This is a genomic window from Hanstruepera sp. CR43 (assembly GCF_055227665.1).
On the sequence record NZ_CP200078.1, the window covers coordinates 1,893,373 to 1,912,881 of the forward strand.

The 19,509-nt window shown below is 34.3% G+C and carries 14 protein-coding genes and 1 pseudogene; 6 read left to right on the plus strand and 9 right to left on the minus strand.

The window, feature by feature from the left end; all coding sequences use genetic code 11:
- Positions 1–5 precede the first annotated feature (5 nt).
- Entirely contained in the window at positions 6–2,198 is a 2,193-nt protein-coding gene (gene rnr, locus ACKXGU_RS08710; protein ID WP_463464954.1) for a ribonuclease R, read from the minus strand.
- Positions 2,199–2,848: 650 nt separating this feature from the next.
- On the opposite strand from rnr, the gene rpiB reads away from it, so the two are divergent.
- From rpiB to ACKXGU_RS08725, 3 genes are read left to right on the plus strand one after another with little or no spacing between them, the layout of a single operon-like run.
- Positions 2,849–3,283: a ribose 5-phosphate isomerase B gene (gene rpiB / locus ACKXGU_RS08715; protein ID WP_103050671.1), complete on the plus strand. Its 435-nt coding sequence runs from the start codon at positions 2,849–2,851 to the stop codon at positions 3,281–3,283.
- Entirely contained in the window at positions 3,283–4,194 is a 912-nt protein-coding gene (locus ACKXGU_RS08720; protein WP_463464955.1) for a cation diffusion facilitator family transporter, read from the plus strand. The genes rpiB and ACKXGU_RS08720 overlap by 1 nt, the downstream gene beginning before the upstream one ends.
- A gap of 12 nt (positions 4,195–4,206) precedes the next feature.
- The gene (locus tag ACKXGU_RS08725) at positions 4,207–4,650 is read left to right on the plus strand and encodes a GNAT family N-acetyltransferase (RefSeq protein ID WP_463464956.1); all 444 of its coding nucleotides are present in this window, start codon (positions 4,207–4,209) and stop codon (positions 4,648–4,650) included.
- Here the strand turns inward: ACKXGU_RS08725 and ACKXGU_RS08730 are convergent.
- From ACKXGU_RS08730 to rnpA, 3 genes are read right to left on the minus strand one after another with little or no spacing between them, the layout of a single operon-like run.
- Positions 4,647–5,504, minus strand: a complete 858-nt coding sequence (locus tag ACKXGU_RS08730; protein ID WP_463464957.1) for an OmpA family protein — start codon at positions 5,502–5,504, stop codon at positions 4,647–4,649. The two genes, ACKXGU_RS08725 and ACKXGU_RS08730, sit on opposite strands and share 4 nt — an antisense overlap.
- A 30-nt stretch (positions 5,505–5,534) precedes the next feature.
- Positions 5,535–7,169, minus strand: a complete 1,635-nt coding sequence (locus ACKXGU_RS08735; protein WP_463467420.1) for a S41 family peptidase — start codon at positions 7,167–7,169, stop codon at positions 5,535–5,537.
- Positions 7,169–7,552, minus strand: coding sequence for a ribonuclease P protein component (gene rnpA / locus ACKXGU_RS08740; RefSeq protein WP_463464958.1), 384 nt, complete (start codon positions 7,550–7,552; stop codon positions 7,169–7,171). The genes ACKXGU_RS08735 and rnpA overlap by 1 nt, the downstream gene beginning before the upstream one ends.
- A 128-nt stretch (positions 7,553–7,680) precedes the next feature.
- Between rnpA and ACKXGU_RS08745 the strand changes: the two genes are divergently transcribed.
- Positions 7,681–9,531 (plus strand): CBS domain-containing protein, encoded by a 1,851-nt coding sequence (locus ACKXGU_RS08745; protein WP_463464959.1) that lies wholly within the window; start codon positions 7,681–7,683, stop codon positions 9,529–9,531.
- A gap of 7 nt (positions 9,532–9,538) precedes the next feature.
- Positions 9,539–10,741, plus strand: coding sequence for a succinylglutamate desuccinylase/aspartoacylase family protein (locus ACKXGU_RS08750; protein ID WP_463464960.1), 1,203 nt, complete (start codon positions 9,539–9,541; stop codon positions 10,739–10,741).
- Here the strand turns inward: ACKXGU_RS08750 and ACKXGU_RS08755 are convergent, their stop codons facing one another.
- The 4 genes from ACKXGU_RS08755 to ACKXGU_RS08770 all read right to left on the minus strand — a co-directional run bounded on the left by ACKXGU_RS08755 (position 10,742) and on the right by ACKXGU_RS08770 (position 15,666).
- Positions 10,742–11,317 carry a hypothetical protein gene (locus tag ACKXGU_RS08755; protein ID WP_463464961.1) on the minus strand — a complete coding sequence of 192 codons (576 nt, stop codon included), beginning with the start codon at positions 11,315–11,317 and terminating at the stop codon, positions 10,742–10,744.
- Positions 11,317–13,113, minus strand: a complete 1,797-nt coding sequence (locus ACKXGU_RS08760; protein ID WP_463464962.1) for a M1 family metallopeptidase — start codon at positions 13,111–13,113, stop codon at positions 11,317–11,319. Before ACKXGU_RS08760 ends, ACKXGU_RS08755 begins: the two co-directional genes overlap by 1 nt.
- A gap of 66 nt (positions 13,114–13,179) precedes the next feature.
- Entirely contained in the window at positions 13,180–14,787 is a 1,608-nt protein-coding gene (locus ACKXGU_RS08765) for a S8 family peptidase (RefSeq protein ID WP_463464963.1), read from the minus strand.
- 18 nt (positions 14,788–14,805) lie between these two features.
- The gene (locus ACKXGU_RS08770) at positions 14,806–15,666 is read right to left on the minus strand and encodes an MBL fold metallo-hydrolase (protein ID WP_463464964.1); all 861 of its coding nucleotides are present in this window, start codon (positions 15,664–15,666) and stop codon (positions 14,806–14,808) included.
- A 117-nt stretch (positions 15,667–15,783) separates the two neighbouring features.
- Between ACKXGU_RS08770 and ACKXGU_RS08775 the strand changes: the two genes are divergently transcribed.
- Positions 15,784–17,625, plus strand: coding sequence for a cation:proton antiporter (locus ACKXGU_RS08775; RefSeq protein ID WP_463464965.1), 1,842 nt, complete (start codon positions 15,784–15,786; stop codon positions 17,623–17,625).
- On the opposite strand, the pseudogene lepA reads toward ACKXGU_RS08775, so the two are convergent.
- Positions 17,622–19,420: pseudogene (gene lepA, locus ACKXGU_RS08780) on the minus strand (translation elongation factor 4). The gene ACKXGU_RS08775 and the pseudogene lepA overlap by 4 nt on opposite strands.
- Between the last annotated feature and the right edge of the window lie 89 nt (positions 19,421–19,509).

The window sequence follows — 19,509 nt, forward strand, 5'->3', positions numbered from 1 at the left end:
AAAAATTAATCGTTATACTTTCCTAATAAATTAAAATCTAAATGTTTTTTAACTAAATCTGTGTTTTTAACAGTAACAACGACCTCATCGCCTAATTGATACATATTTTTTGTGTTTCTACCTATCAAAGCATATTCGCTTTCATCAAATTCATAATGGTCATCTGTAATATCACGAACTCTAACCATTCCCTCACATTTATTATTGATGATTTCAACATAAATTCCCCAATCCGTAACACCCGAAATAACACCAACAAACTCTTCATCCTGGTGATCCTGCATAAATTTAATTTGCATGTATTTGATAGAATCACGTTCCGCTTTTGTGGCTAAATATTCCATGTTACTGGAATGTACGCACTTATCTTCATATACCTCTTCATTAGCGGATTTTTCACCATCTAAATACCGTTGCAACAATCGATGTGCCATGACATCGGGATAACGCCTGATAGGCGATGTAAAATGGCTGTAATAGTCAAATGCCAGGCCATAATGCCCAATATTATGAGTGGTATATTCCGCTTTACTCATGCTTCTGATAGCTAAAGTATCAACTAAATTTTGCTCTTTTTTACCGACAACATCTTTTAACAAGTTATTTAATGAGGCGGTGGTTGACTTCTTGTCCTTAAAATTAAGCTTGTAACCAAAACGTCCTACGATGTTTTGAAGTGCTGCTAACTTACTGTCGTCAGGTTCGTCATGAACACGATATACAAAGGTTTTCGGTGGTTTTTGCTTACCAATAAATTCGGCTACTTTTCGGTTTGCTAATAACATAAATTCTTCAATTAACTTATTAGCATCTTGAGATGTTTTAAAATAGACACCTGTAGGATTGTTATCTTCATCTAAATTAAATTTAACCTCAACCTTATCAAAAGAAATAGCTCCAGATCGCATACGTTTGGTACGCATTTTTTTAGCTAATTCGTCCATTTTTAATATAGCATCTGCAATATGTTGATCTGTATGATATTCCTTACTAGTTAAGGATACCTCTTTCGGGATTACATTAGTTTTACTTTCTATCACACTTTGGGCTTCTTCATAAGCAAATCGTGCATCACTATAAGTTACTGTTCTACCGAACCATTGGTCTTTTACTTCAGCTTTTTCATCTAGATGAAAAACTGCCGAAAACGTATATTTTTCTTCATATGGCCGAAGCGAGCAGGCATTATTTGATAGTATTTCGGGTAACATCGGTACAACCCTATCCACTAAATACACTGATGTAGCTCGTTCATAAGCTTCATCATCTAAAACAGTATTTGGTTTGACATAATGCGACACATCTGCAATATGGATACCTATTTCATAATGACCATTTTCTAATATTTGAAACGACAAGGCATCGTCAAAATCTTTAGCGTCTTTAGGATCTATGGTAAATGTTAAAACGTCTCGCATATCACGACGTTTGGCTATTTCCTCTTTGGTGATGGATGTGTCTAACTTATTAGCAAATTCTTCAACCTCATAAGGAAATTCATAAGGTAAGCCATATTCTGCTAAAATGGAATGTATTTCGGTATTATGTTCTCCTGGTTTTCCTAAAACTTTTAGCACGCGTCCACTGGGTGAGTCTTGATTTTCTGGCCATTCATCCAATGAAACTAAGACCTTATCCCCTTCTTCAGCTTTGTTGATTCTATTAATGGGTACAAAAATATCTTTATACATTTTTGTACTGTCAGGAATCACAAATGCATAATTATCATGTACCTGTATTACGCCAACATAATCATTTTTAGCGCGTTTTAACACCCTGGTAATTTCTCCTTCTCTTCTACCGCGTTTTAAGCGTTTATAAACATAAAATTCGACTTCATCACCATCTAAAGCGCGGTTGATATTATTAGATGCGATATGTATATCGTCCTCAAATTCATCACTAATAACATAGCCAGATCCCTTATGGGATAAGTCTAAAATTCCAGTATGATAATCTGCAGTTGGTATAGCTTTAAACTTGCCACGCTCAACTTCCTCAATTTCTTTTTTAGCTTTTAATTGCTGGAGTTTTTTAATAATTTGATTACGACTACTGGCATCATTAACACCTAGTTTTGCCGCAATTTGTTTATAGTTGAAGGATTTGTTTCGTTCTTTTTTTAATATACTTAAGATTGTATTCGTTAGGTTGGAAATCTTGTTTTTAGATGATCTCCTTTTTTTCTTTCTTGTCATGTAATTCTTTTCATATTCTGGTTCCTAAAGTTCGGAACACTTTCATTATTAATTTAATACTAAAGGCGAAGTAATTTGTATTAAACAATTACAAAGCTACGGTTTTAAAATTAAATGATATTTCATTACTATTAAATTAGCGTAAAATTAGTTATCCACATTAAATTCTATAATAACTATTTCTTTTTTAAATTTTAAAAAAATAGTAATGATTATTATAGCGTGTTAATAGCTTCAATAACTTTTTTAAAATATATTTTGAAAACACACAGTTTACATTTTATTGATAATTAATTAACATTCAAAATAAGCTTAACGTGTTCATTTTTAATCTCATTTTAAATACTATTAACAGCTGTTTATATTGTTTGTTAATAATTGATTTTTAATAAAAACTATTTTAAACAGTGTTTATAAAAGTTAATTTAAATGCTTAAAAGTTGGCTAAAAAAATAGCTTTAATTTTTTGGTAAATACATTCCTATTTCTTCTTGTAATTTTTATTCAATTTTTAAAATATTTCTGTTAGAAAATGATAAATAGATATTAACAGTTTATGAGCATAAAATCTAAAAATTATAAACATCAAAATTACATTTTATAACGTTCCGTATTTTGTACCTTTACACAGATAATTAATAGTACTAGATATGAAGATTTCAATAGGTAATGATCACGCAGGAACCGATTATAAATTTGCTATTATCAAGCATTTAGAATCAAAAGGAATTCAAGTCACTAATTATGGAACTGATTCCAGTGACAGTGTGGATTATCCGGATTTTGTACATCCAGTGGCTCAAGATGTCAATGATAATAAAGTTGATTTTGGTATTTTGATTTGTGGCAGTGCCAATGGTGTGGCCATGACTGCTAATAAATATCAACATGTTCGTGCCGGTATATGTTGGATGAATGAAATAACAGAGTTAACCAGACAACATAACAATGCTAATATTATTTGTATTCCTGCGCGTTATACAGCTATTCCTCAAGCTATAAAAATGGTTGATACCTTTTTAGAAACAAAATTTGAGGGAGGACGTCATCAAAAACGCGTAGATAAAATTCCGCTTTCCTGTTAATGGGGCATTCGCATTCACATAATCATTCGCATTCCAATATGAAGGATAGAAATCTCATTATTTCTATTCTTTTAAATATACTTATAACATCTGCTCAAGTTATTGGTGGAATTATATCCGGAAGTTTAGCATTATTAAGTGATGCCCTTCATAATTTTAGTGATGTTATATCTTTAGTAGTTAGTTATGTAGCCTCTAAATTATCGAGACAAAAAGCTTCTATTCACAGAACTTTTGGTTATAAACGCGCTGAAATCCTTGCAGCGTTTATAAATGCTTCAACATTAGTGATTGTGGGTGTTTTATTGATAATTGAGGCGGTAAAGCGTTTTCAAAATCCGCAAGAAATAGAATCGAATTTAGTAATCTGGCTTTCTGTTATTGCTATACTAGCTAATGGACTTAGTGTGTTGTTGTTAAAAAAAGATGCTGATTCCAATTTAAATATGAAATCTGCTTATTTACATCTATTTACTGATATGCTGGCCAGTATTGCTGTTTTAATAGGTGGTTTGTTGATGAAATATTACCAGGTTTTTTGGGTAGATAGTGTGTTAACATTTCTTATTGCCCTTTATTTGGTATGGGTTGGCTATGATCTATTAAAAAAATCTACTAAAATTTTAATGCTTTTTACTCCGGAGCAAGTGGATATAAAAGCTGTTTTAAGAGCAGTTCATAAAATACCCAAAGTTAACAAGTTGCATCATGTTCATGTTTGGTGTTTAAATGATGATGAATTGCATTTGGAAGCCCATTTAGATTTGGCTGAAAATATATCAATTGATGAATTTAATAGTGTTTTAAAACAGATAGAGGATGTGCTACATGATGAATTTGACATCAACCATATAACCATTCAACCAGAATTTAACAAGGAAGATTCCAAAGATGTTATTGTGCAGGATTAAATAAAGAATAGAATGCTTGACATACTTACTAAAAATTTTTCGGAGTTAAATACAAATGAACTCTACGATTTATTACAATTACGTTCTGAAGTGTTTGTGGTGGAACAGGATTGTGTATATCAGGATATCGATGGAAAAGACCAGAAAGCCTTACATATTTTAGGTTATAAAAATAATAATCTGGTCGCTTACACACGCGTTTTTAAACCAGGTGATTATTTTAATGAAGCCAGTATTGGTAGGGTAGTGGTGAAAAAAAATGAACGCCAGCATCAATATGGTTATGACATCATGAAGGCTTCCATTAAAGCAGTAAATATATTTTTTAATACAACAGAAATAAAAATTTCAGCACAAACATATTTGAAGAAATTTTATAATAATTTAGGATTCAAAGAAATAGGAGAGGAGTACCTGGAAGATGGGATTCCACATGTAGCTATGATAAAATCTTAATCTTTACCAACATACGTCACTAAAATTTCAACACGTCTATCAAATTTAGGATCACCACCTAACGGAAATTTTCTGCGCATGCCGACATACTTCATCCGACTTTTATCAACACCTTTTTTGGCTAAATAATCATAAATATATTTTGCTCGGGTAACCGATAAATTGCGCTTGTTTGTTTGACGATCCATGGCATCACGTCCATTTTGGGTACAACACACGTGGCCTTGTATGGTGAAGTATATATCCTCGCGTTCCAACAGGGTTTCTGCAATTTTTTCTAGTGTTTTTTTTGATTCTGGGAGCAGGATACTATATCCTGTTTTAAATAAAATATTTTCCAATAGAAACTTATCACCAGCTTTTATATCACCCTTGATAGCTTCTGAAAATTCTTTTTTTTCAGGTTTGTCAATTTCAGCTTCTGTTCTGGGTGGAGAATAGGGTTGAACCCTAATTTCTACTTTCCGATTTAAACCCCTTAGTTTGGCGACATTCTTTTCTTTTACCAGTTCCAATAGCACCTCACCTTTTCCATCAACATTGGTAATTTTTGATTCATCAAATTCGTTATTTGAAAATATTTCTTTAATGGAATTAGCGCGGTATTGTGATAACAGTAGGTTGTAGGAGTCACTACCACGATCATCACAAAAACCATAAATAGATATCTTTTCTATATCAAGAGATTCAATTTCTGATAGAAAAAGCATCAACCGACTTTCTTCAGTAGGCAGAACCACATATTGGTCGGTTTCAAAAAACACAATATGGGTACGCTCCCTTTCAGCATCCGTTTGCGAAAAGAGCATCATATTATAACTTAATAATATGATAAGCGCTATTAATCTATTCATAGTAGGTAATGAAAATTAACTTAAAGATACTTAATTTAAGTAATTTTTATAAACGGAAGGTTTGGATAAAATTTCAGTTGCTTTTTTTATCTCAAGATTATGACCTTTGTAGTAATCATACAAACCTTCTCTATAAACATAACGTTTTACTATCTCATCAGTTAGTAACGATAAAATTTCGTCTTTATTTTCATTGATAGCCAATTCTTTAGAATTGTTTAAATTAGTTACCAACGCGTTATAATCATTTTGAATATTGTCATCTAAATCTTCTTTAGCTGCTTTTTCCATGACCTTATTCAGTGCTTTTTCAGTTTCGGTAACAAATGTAAAATCGTTACTCTTTAAATACTGTTTAAAATTATTAAAGTCAGCATTTGTCAGTTCAAAATTACTAACATCAGTTTGTTGGTGCTTGTAATAATAGTCGGTAGCGTAATCAAAAATTAAAAAGTCATATTGAATTGCTTTAGTAATAGCTGAATTTTTAGTGACCGCCAAAGCTTCATCAGGAAAAACACCGCCACCATCAAATACTTTCCGGCCGTTTTTGGTTTTAAATTCGTTGTATTTGTCTTTTTCTATACGTACCGCATTACCTTTTTCATCTCTATTCCAATAATCTAAAGCCTGGATACATCGACCAGATGGCGTGTAATATCTTGATATGGTAATTTTTAGCTGTGTTCCATAAGTTAAAGGTTTTGGACGCTGTACAAGGCCCTTTCCAAAGCTTCTGGAACCAACAATGACAGCTCTATCCAAATCCTGTAAAGCACCCGAAACAATTTCACTAGCCGAAGCACTGCTGCCATTAATTAGAACAACAAGCGGGATTTCGGTATCAATAGGATCACTTTGAGTGTAATAAGTCCGGTTGAACTTTTTAACTTTAGATTTAGTTGAAACCACCAATTGACCTTTTGGAACAAATAAGTTTACAATTTTGACGGCCTCTAATAAAAGTCCGCCTGGATTGCCTCTCAGGTCCAAAATAATGCGTTCTGCACCTTGAGCTTTCAAATCTTTTACAGCATAGCCTGTTTGGGAAGACGCTTTGTTATTAAACTTATCTAAAACAATATATCCTGTTTTATCATCAACCATTGAAAAATGTGGCACGGCATCAATCTCCACTTCAGAACGTGTAATACTGGCGTTATATTCTTTTCCTTGGCGCAAGTAGGTTACATCTACTTTACTGCCAGAGGAGCCCTTGAGGAGGTCGCCAGCATCCTCTTTGTAATTAGCAATTACCGTATTACCTATTTTGATTATTTCATCACCAGCCTTTAAGCCAGCCTTATCAGCAGGATAATCTTTGTAAGGTTCAATAATAACTAATTTATCCTTCATGGTTCTAACATTGGCTCCAATACCCGTGTAATCTCCAGTTCTCCGAATTTTTTCAGCCTCAACATCTTGCTCGTTATAAAATTGGGTATAAGGATCCAAATCATTCAACATGCTTTTGATAGCCGTATCCATTAATTCAGCCGGATTGGTATCGTCAACATAATTCATATTAACCTCTTTGTACAAGGTGGTGAATATTTCTATTTGCTTGGCTATCTCAAAAAAATCGTTTTGAAAAGCGGTACCAGTCAGAAATATAACAAGCGCTAAAAAAGGAATGATAATGCGCTTTTTAAGTAATTTTTTCATCATGAATTTTTTTTGGATTCCATTTCAACAAACTTCTTAAACAGTTTGTTCATGGATTGTTCAACTTCAACATAAGTGGGTTTATCATTACCAATGTACAAAATCATAAACGCATATTGTGTTGTAATGTTGTTAAAATAGGCAGTTTTGTTCAATCGGTAGGCTTCTCGAAGCAATCGTTTAACACGATTTCTGTCAACCGCTTTTTTAAAATGTCGTTTTGAAACAGAAACACCTGTTTTAGCAATGACATTATCATCGAGTTGCGTTTTTAAATAAACCATACGCAAAGGATAAGCCGAAACCGACTGACCTTCAGTAAAAAGCTGATCGATGAGTTTTTTACTTTTGAGTTTTTCTTTATGAGAATAAGTTGCTTTCATACACCGTTGCGTGCGTAAAAATAGTAATATCTAGGCAAGCATATGATATGTCTCTATGACATAAATCATATTTTTTAAGGCTAATAGGCTGTAAATTACCAAAATAATATTCTTAAATTATTTTAGGTATGGGTAATTTAAATGTCACGAGACTTGTAACAAGAGAAGAAAAATCAGCATTTATTGATCAACTTACCAGAGATTTAGAGGCTCTGGAAATGATGTTAGAAAAAGGATTAATTGAAAAAGAACCCATTAGAATTGGCGCTGAACAAGAATTTTGTGTGGTTGATAGGGATTTTTTTCCATGTAACAACTCACTCGATTTATTAGCAGAAATAGGGGACAATCATTTTACCACAGAGATTGGTAGTTACAATTTAGAAATTAACCTGGATCCATTTGAATTAAAAAACGATTGTTTTTCAAAATTACATGAGCAATTAGTTACACTTTTAGAGAAAGCAAAGGCAGTTTGTGATAAACACGACTCTAAAATTGTTTTAACGGGAATTTTACCAACTTTTTCATTGAAGCACATTTCCGAAGATTACATGACGAAAGTACAACGCTATCAGGTTTTGAATGAGGCCATAAAGGATTCTAGGAAGCAAGATTTTAGCATTCATATTAAAGGCAATGATGAACTTAACCTCTTGCATGATTCAGTTATGCTTGAAGCATGTAATACCAGTTTTCAAACACATTTACAGATTCACCCCGATAATTTTGTTGACGATTATAATTGGGCTCAAGCCATTTCAGGACCTGTATTAAGTATTTGTGCCAATTCACCTTTGTTGTTTGGTAAGGAACTTTGGAATGAAACACGCATTGCGTTGTTTACCCAAAGTGTTGACACAAGATCAAATTCATTTTTACTTAATGAAAAACAATCACGTGTAAGTTTTGGATCCGATTGGGAAACTGGAACTGTGGTGGACATTTTTAAGGATAGTATATCAAGATTTAGAAGCCTGGTTACTTCGGAGTATGATAAGGATAGTGCAGATATGGTAGAGTCGGGAGAAATCCCAAAATTAAAAGCCTTGAGCTTACATAACGGAACAGTTTATAGATGGAATAGGGTTTGTTATGGGGTAGGAGAAGGCAAACCACATTTGCGAATAGAAAATCGCTACTTACCATCTGGACCCACTACAAGTGATGAAATTGCCAATTTGATGTTTTGGGTTGGTCTCATGTTAGGAAAACCTAAATCATTAAGAGACATTCATAATAAATGGTGCTTTAAAGATGTCAAATCGAATTTTTTTAATGCTGCTCGATATGGCATGGGAACACAATTTATATGGGACAACGAGTATATTTCAAGTCATAAATTGTTATTGGACATTTTATTGCCAATGGCTTACAAAGGGCTATATAGTTCAGGAATTACCCCAAAGGACGCAGAGAAATATTTAACAATTATTGAAAACCGGATCAAATCACATTGTGGCTCACAATGGATGATTAAAAGTTATAGAATGCTTCAAAATAAATACAGACCATTTGCTGCGGCACAGGCTTTGGTTGCTGGTATGTATGAAAAACAAGAAAAGGATTACCCGGTCGGTAGCTGGAGTATATTGGATCCTAATTCCTTAAGCGACTTCAAAACCAGCAGAATGGTAAAACATGTTATGAGTACCCATATATTTTCGGTTGAACAAAACGATAGTTTGAAATTGGTATTAAATATCATGATGTGGAAAAATATCCATCATATGCCAGTTATAAATGATAAACAAGAATTAATTGGATTACTGTCTTGGAATGATGTTGAGCGTTATTTAAGTGATGAAAATATAAACAATATCACCATTGGATCCATCATGCGAAAACAATTAATAACAGCAACCGAGTGGATGCCTCTAGAAGAAACTCGATCACTGATGATAAAAAACAAGATTAATAGCCTTCCTGTTTTGAAAAACAACAAATTAATTGGTATCGTTACTTCAAAAGACATTTAGATATAATATGATAGAAGTATATAGCGAAGCGCTCAACAAAACAATCAGAACAGGTAGAATAATTGGTAAAATAAAGGGCCATAAAAAGGGACCAACCATGGTTTTTTTTGGCGGCGTTCATGGTAATGAGACAGCTGGTGTTTTTGCATTGCATAAAGTTTTTAATCATATAAACCCGAAAGAAATATCGGGAACACTTTATGCAATAATAGGGAACATTTCGGCTTTAGAGGCAAATAAACGCTATGTGAATAATGATTTAAATAGACTTTGGAAAGAAGCAACTATTGAAAAAATAAAAAACAAAACCATCGTGAATTCTGATGAGGCCGAATTGCTGGAAATATTTGATCTTATTCAGGATATTTTAAAAATGGATTCAGGCCCTTTTTACTTTATTGATTTTCATACCACATCAAGTAAAACCATTCCGTTTATCACAATAAATGATGCACTAATCAATAGAAAGTTTGCAAAGCAATTCCCTGTTCCTGTTGTTTTGGGTATTGAAGAATATTTAGAGGGTCCTTTGTTAAGTTACATTAATGAACTTGGCTACGTATCGTTGGGGTTTGAGTCTGGTCAGCACACAGATAAAGAAGCGGTTATTAATTGTGAGTCATTTATCTATTTGTCATTAGCTTTTTCAAAAGCCTTGTCATCAGAATCTATTATTGGATTTCCCATTTACCACAAACAACTGCAGGAACAGAGTTATAATATTCATGAAACATTTGAAATTACGCATTTGCATTCCATAAAACCAGATGACAATTTTATAATGGCTCCAGGATTCAACAGCTTTCAAATAATAACTAAAAACATGTTATTAGCCCATGATTCAAATGGTGAGATTCGTTCCCGATATAACGCCCGTATTTTTATGCCATTGTACCAAAAATTAGGAAAAGAGGGCTTTTTTGTCATTCAGAAAATTAAGCCATTCTTTTTGAAGCTTTCAGAAGTTCTAAGACGCCTAAAATTTGACGGGCTATTGGTGTTATTACCCGGAGTTTCATGGCAAGATAAACGAAAAAAAGTACTTAAGGTTAACCTGAAAATAGCCAGGTTTTTTGCTAAATCATTTTTTCATTTATTAGGTTACCGAAGCCAAGTCGTTGAAAAAAATTATTTAATGTTATTTAATAGAGAACGGACCTCTTTAAAAAACATGTACAAAAATGAACTATGGTATAAAAAAAGCCACTAATTAAAGTGGCTTTATTGAAAATTTTTGAAGCGCGTTTAGTTCATTGTGAATTTTCGCTTCCCAAGTATTTATTTCTTTTTGAGATTCCCAACCGCTATTTGTTGCTTTTCTAAATTCAGACTGATATTCTTTACAAGCCTTAAGCAAAACATTATATTCATACTGATACGCTGAAAACCTTCTTTCTTTTTCAGTTTTCATTTCCTCAAATTTTTTTCGAATTTTTCGTGCAAATAATTCAGCAATATCAAACGTTAGTTGTTCGAACTTTAATAAATCAGCCTCATAATCAGGATGAAAATGGGATTCATTCATATGAAACTCCGCAACAACCGTCAAATCTTTATAACCCTGGATATAATCATTTCTATCAACAATTACCTCTGAAGGATAAAACTCAATCTTGTAAGCCGAGTATGAATAACTATCACCAGATGTTCTGGCCTTCTGAAAATCTTCCAAACGAAGCTTATAAGCTTCTTGCCACTGAATAACATTCTCACTGCTTATTGTCTTGTCTTGGGCATTTATGACCCCAAAAACCAAATAAAAAGCAATTAATAAAGCCTTACGCACTATAGTTCATTCATATTGTTCTCCCTATCAACATCTGCCATTAATTGTTTAGGGTCTATTTCTATAGATTTTACCTCTTTAGAAGCTTCAAAAGTGTAATTGGGATTGGCCCATGCCCAATCAGCTATTATTGTAGCAGATGTTGGTTTTTCACCGCGCATCATCTGTAATGGAATGTAAAAATCTTCAGAGGTTCCATCAGTATAAGTAACCGTTAAATCCAAAGGCATTGGCATTAAACCAATGCGTTTTAAAGACACAGTTTTCCCTTCAACATTTGAAACGGCATAATCAATGGTATTAGTAGTTTGCGTAAAATCAATTAAATACCAGTCTAACTCAAAATTAGTTACTTTTTCAGCTGAACGAATAATATCAATAGGTCTTGGGTGTTTAAATGCAAAATCATTAAAATACTTTTTGATGGTTTTCTTTAAATTTTCTTCACCAATAACATAGCCTAGTTGCGCTAAAAAGACTTCCCCCTTGCTGTATGCTGAAATACCATAAGCTTGGTTGAACTCATATCTATCAGCATGGGTAGAAAGCGGTTGTTCCTTTCCGGATTTGGCCAAATAGATATATCCTCTGTAGGCATTTACCGTAGGGTTTTCTTTGCCTTCAGCCATAACGTGGTTCATGGCATAATCACTAATATAACTTGTAAACCCTTCGTCCATCCATTCGTGTTTAGCCTCATTTGTCGCCAATAAAAACTGGAACCATGTGTGAGCCATTTCATGAGCTGTAACACCAACTAGGCTTCCAAATGAGCGGTCGCCAGTAATTAAAGTACACATAGCATATTCCATACCGCCATCACCACCTTGAATAACAGAATATTGGTCATAAGGATATTTGCCAATGTTTTCACTGAAATATTGCATGAGCTCTACGGTTTTAGGTTGAAGTTTTTTCCAGTTTTCTTTCTTTTCGTCATCCAAGGTGCTTTTATAATAAAAATGAAGCAACGGACCATTTGGAACTTGCATGGTATCATGAATATATTCTGGATCAGCAGCCCAGGTAAAGTCATGAACATTCGGCGCAACAAAATGTAAGGTTTTTTTATTGCCTTTTGATTTCACGTCCTCTTGAAGATAACCTGTTCCGCCCACAACATAGTTTTTATCTATGGTCAATTTCACATCAAAATCTCCCCAAACACCATGGAATTCACGGCCTATGTATGGATCGGCATGCCAACCTTCAACGTCATATTCAGCTAATTTTGGGTACCATTGTGTCATAGACAGCGCAACACCCTCACTATTGTTTCTTCCCGATCGTCTAATTTGAATTGGCACTTGAGCATCAAAATCCATATCAAATGTTACCGATTCTCCAGATTGAATAGGCTTTGCTAATTCAACCTCCAAAACAGTTCCGACAGTTTCGTGTTTTAAGACTGTGCCATTTTGTTTTAAGGAATTGACTTTAATATAACCAATCTCATTGGGTTGAAGTTTGCTTATTCTATCACCAACACGACCATCCGGATCAGCAATGTTTCTCGAGCGGACGTCCATTTCACTACCAGGTTGGAAGGCATTGAAATATAAATGATAATAGACACGGTTAAGAACATCAGGTGAGTTGTTGGTATAAACTAAAGTTTGTTTCCCTTTATATTGATAGGATTCAACATCCATGTCAATTTCCATTTTATAGTCAACATGTTGTTGCCAATAACAATCTGTATTGGAAGCAGATGTGTTCTGGGCAATAATATCGCCGCTACCAGCACAGGAAAGAATAAAAACAGAGGCTAAAGCCGTTAAAAGAATATTTTTCATTGATGAATTGTGTTTAAAAAAAATCCTATCGTTTAAGGATAGGATTTTTAGAGTTTTTATAAATGTTTATTTCATTTGGCTAGCCATAATTAATGCATTGTAAGCATTGACCATTTTAGAAGATTTTGTTAAATCGCCAAATGGTCTTACATCAGACGGGTCACCACCAACAACAACATTAGTTTTTACAGGCAGTCCTGAATCTAAAATAATTTGTTTTACTTGGGCAGCCGATAGTTTTGGATAATATGAACGGATCAATGCAGCTACACCAGCAACGGCTGGCGCTGCCATAGAAGTTCCTCCTTTAGTGGCATATTCATTTTCAGGAGTTGTAGAATATACTTTAGCTCCAGGTGCAAAAACATCTACATTATATTTTCCATAGTTAGAAAAACCTGCAATCATACCTGACCCGTATTTTGGCTCTAAAGCTCCAACCGTAATAAAGGTATTAGATACTTCTGGTCCAGTTCCAACAGCATCATTTGGAAACACATCTTTTTTGTCAATGTCAATACCTTCATTACCAGCAGCATTGATAAAAAGCACGTCATTATCACCAGCATAAGCAATGGCATCCCTCACCCAATCACTATGAGGTGAGTAGTACTTTCCAAAGCTACCGTTAATCACCTTTGCACCGTTATCGACAGCATAACGAATAGCTAAAGCTATATCTTTATCATATTCGTCACCATTTGGAACCGCTCTTAAACTCATGATTTGAACATTGTTTGCCACACCATTAGCGCCTTTGCCATTATTACGTTCAGCAGCTATAATACCAGCAACATGAGTTCCATGGCTTTCTCCTTTTTCAGAAGGCAAAACATTGCCGTTTCCATAGCCAACATCAGAAAGATCATCAGGATTATCACCTGTTTTTCTGCCTTTTAAGTCTTTATTAAGGTTTGCATTCAATTGATCGGTATAGTATTCAACACCACCTTTGATAGCTTCCAGGGCCGCCTCTGAATTATCAAAACCGTTAGCATACATATTTTGAAGCATTCCTACTGCTTGATTTACAGCAGTGTCATCCGTTTTAATGGCTGCAACATCTTCTTTAGTGTAATCTTTTTTATTCAAGTGTTTTGCTACAGTTTCATCAGCACTTTTTACCATTTCATAAATTTGATCATAGCGCTGTTTGTTGTTAATAGCTTCTTGGTATTTTTCTTCATATTCAGCAACTGCAGCATCATATTGAGGGTTGGTTTTGTCACCCTTAACAATAATTCTAACAAACTCTAATTGCTCATCATAGGCATCACCTAAAAAATTCCAACCGTGAATATCATCCACGTAACCATTTTTATCATCATCTATACCATTTCCAGGAATTTCATCTTCATTTGTCCATACAACTCCATCTAAATCTTCATGTTCGATATCAATCCCAGAATCAATAACAGCAACGATAACTGTTTTTCCTTTCTTGTCCTTGATAATTTCCTGGTAAGCTTTGTCAACGCTCATTCCTGGTATAGTATCTTTAACAAGATCTAAATGACCCCAGGTGTGTTTTTCATTCTCTGTTAAATCAGACTCTTTAATCGGTGTGTTATCAATATTTTCAATAGGTGTTGATATCACAGCTGCCCCACCACCACAACTTGTTAACACTAAAGCTGCAAAGGAGGCAAATAAAAATGGTTTAATTAATTTCATGTTTAATTCAAATTATATTTAGTTAAATACTTCATTACAGTTAAATACTTCATGCAATCGCACGCCTTTTTCAGTGTTTTTTACTGTAATAATTTCGTTATGTGCATCGTGTTCCAAAAATAAGTAATAATTATTATCTGCGGCCATTTGCAAGAACTTTTCTTTTTCATCTAATGTCAATAAAGGCCTAGTATCGTAGCCCATTACAAAAGGAATAGGTAAATGTCCTGCTGTTGGCAATAAGTCCGCCATAAAGCAAATAGTTTTACCATTGTAATTTATCATGGGGATCATTTGTTTATCGGTATGTCCGTTTGCAAAAAAAATGTCAAAGCCTAAATGACTGCTTTTTAACAGATCATCTTCTGGAAGATTTACAAAGTCTAGTTGCCCACTTTCTTCCATTGGTAAAATATTTTCTTTTAAAAATGATGCTTTTTCCCTTTTGTTAGGTTGCGTGGCCCATTTCCAATGATCTTCATTACTCCAAAATCTAGCATTCTTAAAAGCAGGCTCATAGCCTGTTCTGTCTTTATTCCATTGTACGCTTCCGCCACAGTGATCAAAATGTAAATGGGTCATGAAGACATCGGTTATATCGTCTCTATGGAAACCATACTTTTTTAAAGATTTATCTATAGTGTCGTCTCCCCAAAGGTAATAGTATCCAAAGAATTTGTCACTTTGTTTGTCACCCATTCCAGTATCTATTAAGACCAGGCGATTACCATCTTCAATAAGTAAACATTTTGCAGCGATATCAATCATGTTATTGGCATCAGCAGGATTGGTTCTTTGCCAAAGGGATTTTGGAACCACGCCAAACATGGCACCACCATCAAGTTTAAAATTTCCGGCGTTTATAGGATATAAATTCATAGTCTTGCAAATTAATAAAAGTGTTAATATTAAAGAAATGAATGTTAAATCAATAACTTCATTTTAACATTTAGACAAAATTGTAATTATTTAGTATTTTCACAAAAATTAAATGACATGATAGAATTAGCTGGAATAATCATTTTAGGAATTTTAGCACAATGGGTTGCTTGGCGACTAAAAATACCAGCGATTTTGCCGTTGATTTTAATCGGGCTTTTAGTTGGTCCTATTGCAGCTGAATTTTTATCAGAAGATGGCACAAAATGGATTGAACCTATTTGGAATGGCCAAAAAGGCCTCTTTCCTGGTGATGGCTTATATTACTTTGTATCATTAGCAATTAGCGTAATCCTCTTTGAAGGAGGCTTGACATTAAAGCGTGATGAAATCAGAAATGTTGGTCCAGTAATTACGAAATTAATCACGCTTGGATCCATAATTACATTTTTTGGAGGCGCCATTGTTGCCCATTATGTTTTCTACTTAAGTTGGGAAGTTTGTTTTTTATTTTCAGCCCTCATAATAGTCACGGGACCGACTGTAATCACACCTATTTTACGCAATATTCCTCTTAAAAAAGATGTTTCAGCAGTTTTAAAATGGGAAGGCATTTTAATTGATCCCATAGGTGCATTGGTTGCGGTTTTAGTCTTTGAATTTATAAGTGTTGGTGGCGATAGTGGTTTTACTAAAACGGCATTTATAGAGTTTGGAAAGATTATTCTTTTTGGAACAACCTTCGGATTTACCTTTGCCCATGCCTTAAAGTTTGTCATAAACAGAAATCTCATTCCGCATTATTTATTGAATGTGGTTTCATTATCAACGGTACTATTGGTTTTTGTTGAGTCTGATGTATTTGCGCATGAATCTGGTTTATTAGCCGTTGTTGTCATGGGCATGGTATTAGGTAACAGTCAACTTCAAAACCGAAAAGAATTACTTTATTTTAAAGAGTCATTAAGTGTCTTGTTGATTTCAATATTGTTCATTTTGTTAGCGGCCAATATTAGTGTTGATGACTTGATGCTTTTATATAATTGGAATACGGCAGTTTTATTTGCTATTGTGGTTTTCATAATAAGACCTTTGGCTGTTTTTTTGAGCACCACAGGCTCTAAATTGAAGACAAACGAAAAAACGTTTATTAGCTGGGTTGGACCAAGAGGTATTGTAGCCGCGGGAATCGCATCACTTTTTGGAACCAAACTTATTAAACAAGGTGTTGAAGGGGCCGAATATATCACACCTTTGGTGTTCATGATTGTTTTGGGAACAGTATTGTTAAATGCTACAACGGCTCGATTTGTAGCCAAAATTTTGGGCGTTTTCTTAACAAAAAGTGAAGGTATTTTAATTATTGGAGCTTCTAAATTTGCTCGTGTTATAGGTCATTATTTGGAGTCCAATGGAAGACATGTGGTTCTTATTGACAGTAATCAAACTAATATCAACAAATCTTTAGAGCTTGGTCTTGAAGCATTGAATGTAAACATATATTCTGAAACCCTTACGGATAATATTGAATTGAGTGATGTCGGTTATTTAATGGCCATGACAGCTAATTCCGATATTAACAAATATGCTATCAATAAGTTTAGCAAACAATTTGGTGAGAACGGTAGTTTTAGATTGGTTACTCGAGACGAAATGAAAGATAGTAATGATAATCCAAAGGAAGGCCTGTTTTCTCATACAGACGATTTCATAAAATTGACAGAGGTAACACGTAAAAATCCACTTATTAACGAAATACCGATTAAGAATAAAGATCACTACGATAGGTTAATAGAAATAACCAACAGCGACGATGATATTGTCCCTCTTTTTGTCAAAGACAAAGAAGGTGAACTTCACATTATTTCATCCTATAACAAGGATATTGATAAGATTAATGATAACTGCAGTCTGGTTTACTTGGGAAAACTATTAAAAAGTGAAGAAGACACCAATTAGTCGTTCAGTTTTAAAACAGCCATGAATGCTTGTTGTGGTATTTCAACATTACCTACTTGACGCATTTTCTTTTTACCCTTTTTCTGTTTTTCCAATAGCTTTCGTTTTCTGGATATATCACCACCGTAACATTTAGCAGTGACATCTTTACGCAAAGCTTTGATGGTTTCTCTTGAAATAATTTTTGCACCAATAGCTGCCTGTATAGGAATATCAAATTGTTGACGTGGAATCAATTCTTTTAATTTCTCGCACATCTTTTTGCCAATATTGTAAGCGTTATCAGCATGGATTAAAGCCGAAAGCGCATCAACTTGTTGAGCATTCAATAAAATATCAACTCGAACCAACTTTGATGCTCGCATTCCAATTGGGGAATAGTCAAAAGACGCATATCCTTTGGAAACGGTTTTCAACCTATCATAAAAGTCAAATACTATCTCAGCTAGAGGCATGTCAAAACTCAATTCAACACGTTCGGGCGTAAGATAGGTTTGGTTTTTTATTTGACCGCGTTTTTCAATACACAAACTCATGACCGAACCAACAAAATCCGCCTTGGTAATAATTGTTGCTTTAATATATGGTTCCTCAACACGGTTCAAGGTTGAAGGATCAGGTAAATCCGTTGGATTGTTGACAATAATAATATCATCAGGATTTTTATTTGTAAACGCATGGTAAGACACGTTAGGAACGGTTGTAATGACCGTCATGTCGAATTCACGCTCCAAACGCTCCTGAATAATTTCCAGGTGTAGCATGCCTAAAAATCCACAACGAAAACCAAAACCTAGTGCAGCTGAACTTTCTGGTTGAAAAACCAAAGAAGCATCATTCAACTGAAGCTTTTCCATGGACGCTCTTAAATCTTCATAATCTTCTGTGTCAACTGGATAAATTCCAGCAAATACCATAGGTTTTACATCCTCAAATCCGCTTATGGCATTTTTAGTAGGCTCTTTAGCATCAGTAATCGTATCACCCACTTTAACTTCTTTAGCCTCCTTTATTCCGGTAATTAGATAACCAACATCTCCAGCCTTAATCTCATTTTTTGGAAGCTGTTTTAATTTCAAGGTTCCAACTTCATCAGCATAGTAACTTTTTCCAGTAGCAATAAATTTAATATGCTGTCCTTTTTTAATGGAACCATTTATAACCCTAAAGTAGGTTTCAACACCACGGAATGGATTGTAAACAGAATCAAAAATCAGCGCTTGAAGAGGCTCATCAACATTGCCTTTTGGGGCTGGAACACGTTCAATGATAGCGGTTAGTATATCTTCAATACCCAAACCAGTTTTGGCACTGGCAGGTATCACTTCTGAAGGATCACATCCTAATAAATCTACAATGTCATCGGTTACTTCTTCGGGATTAGCGCTTGGCAAATCTATTTTGTTAAGTACAGGAATGATTTCCAAGTCATTTTCCAATGCCAAATATAAATTTGAGATAGTTTGTGCCTGAATACTCTGCGCGGCATCAACAATCAGCAAAGCACCCTCACAAGCAGCAATAGAACGTGATACTTCATAGGAAAAATCAACATGCCCTGGAGTATCAATTAAGTTTAATATATATTGCTCGCCATTGTGCATATAATCCATTTGAATCGCATGTGATTTAATGGTAATACCACGCTCACGCTCCAAGTCCATATTATCCAGAATAATTGGTCCTGTTTTTCACGGTCCGTTACAGAGCCCGTAAAGTCCAATAATCGGTCGGCCAAGGTGCTTTTCCCATGATCAATGTGCGCAATGATGCAAAAATTTCTAATGTTCTTCATAATCTGCTACCAAGCATAACTGTAAATAGTTTGCAAATATAATTGTTTTATTATGCTTTAAATATTTCTAACCAACAATATTGCAGTAT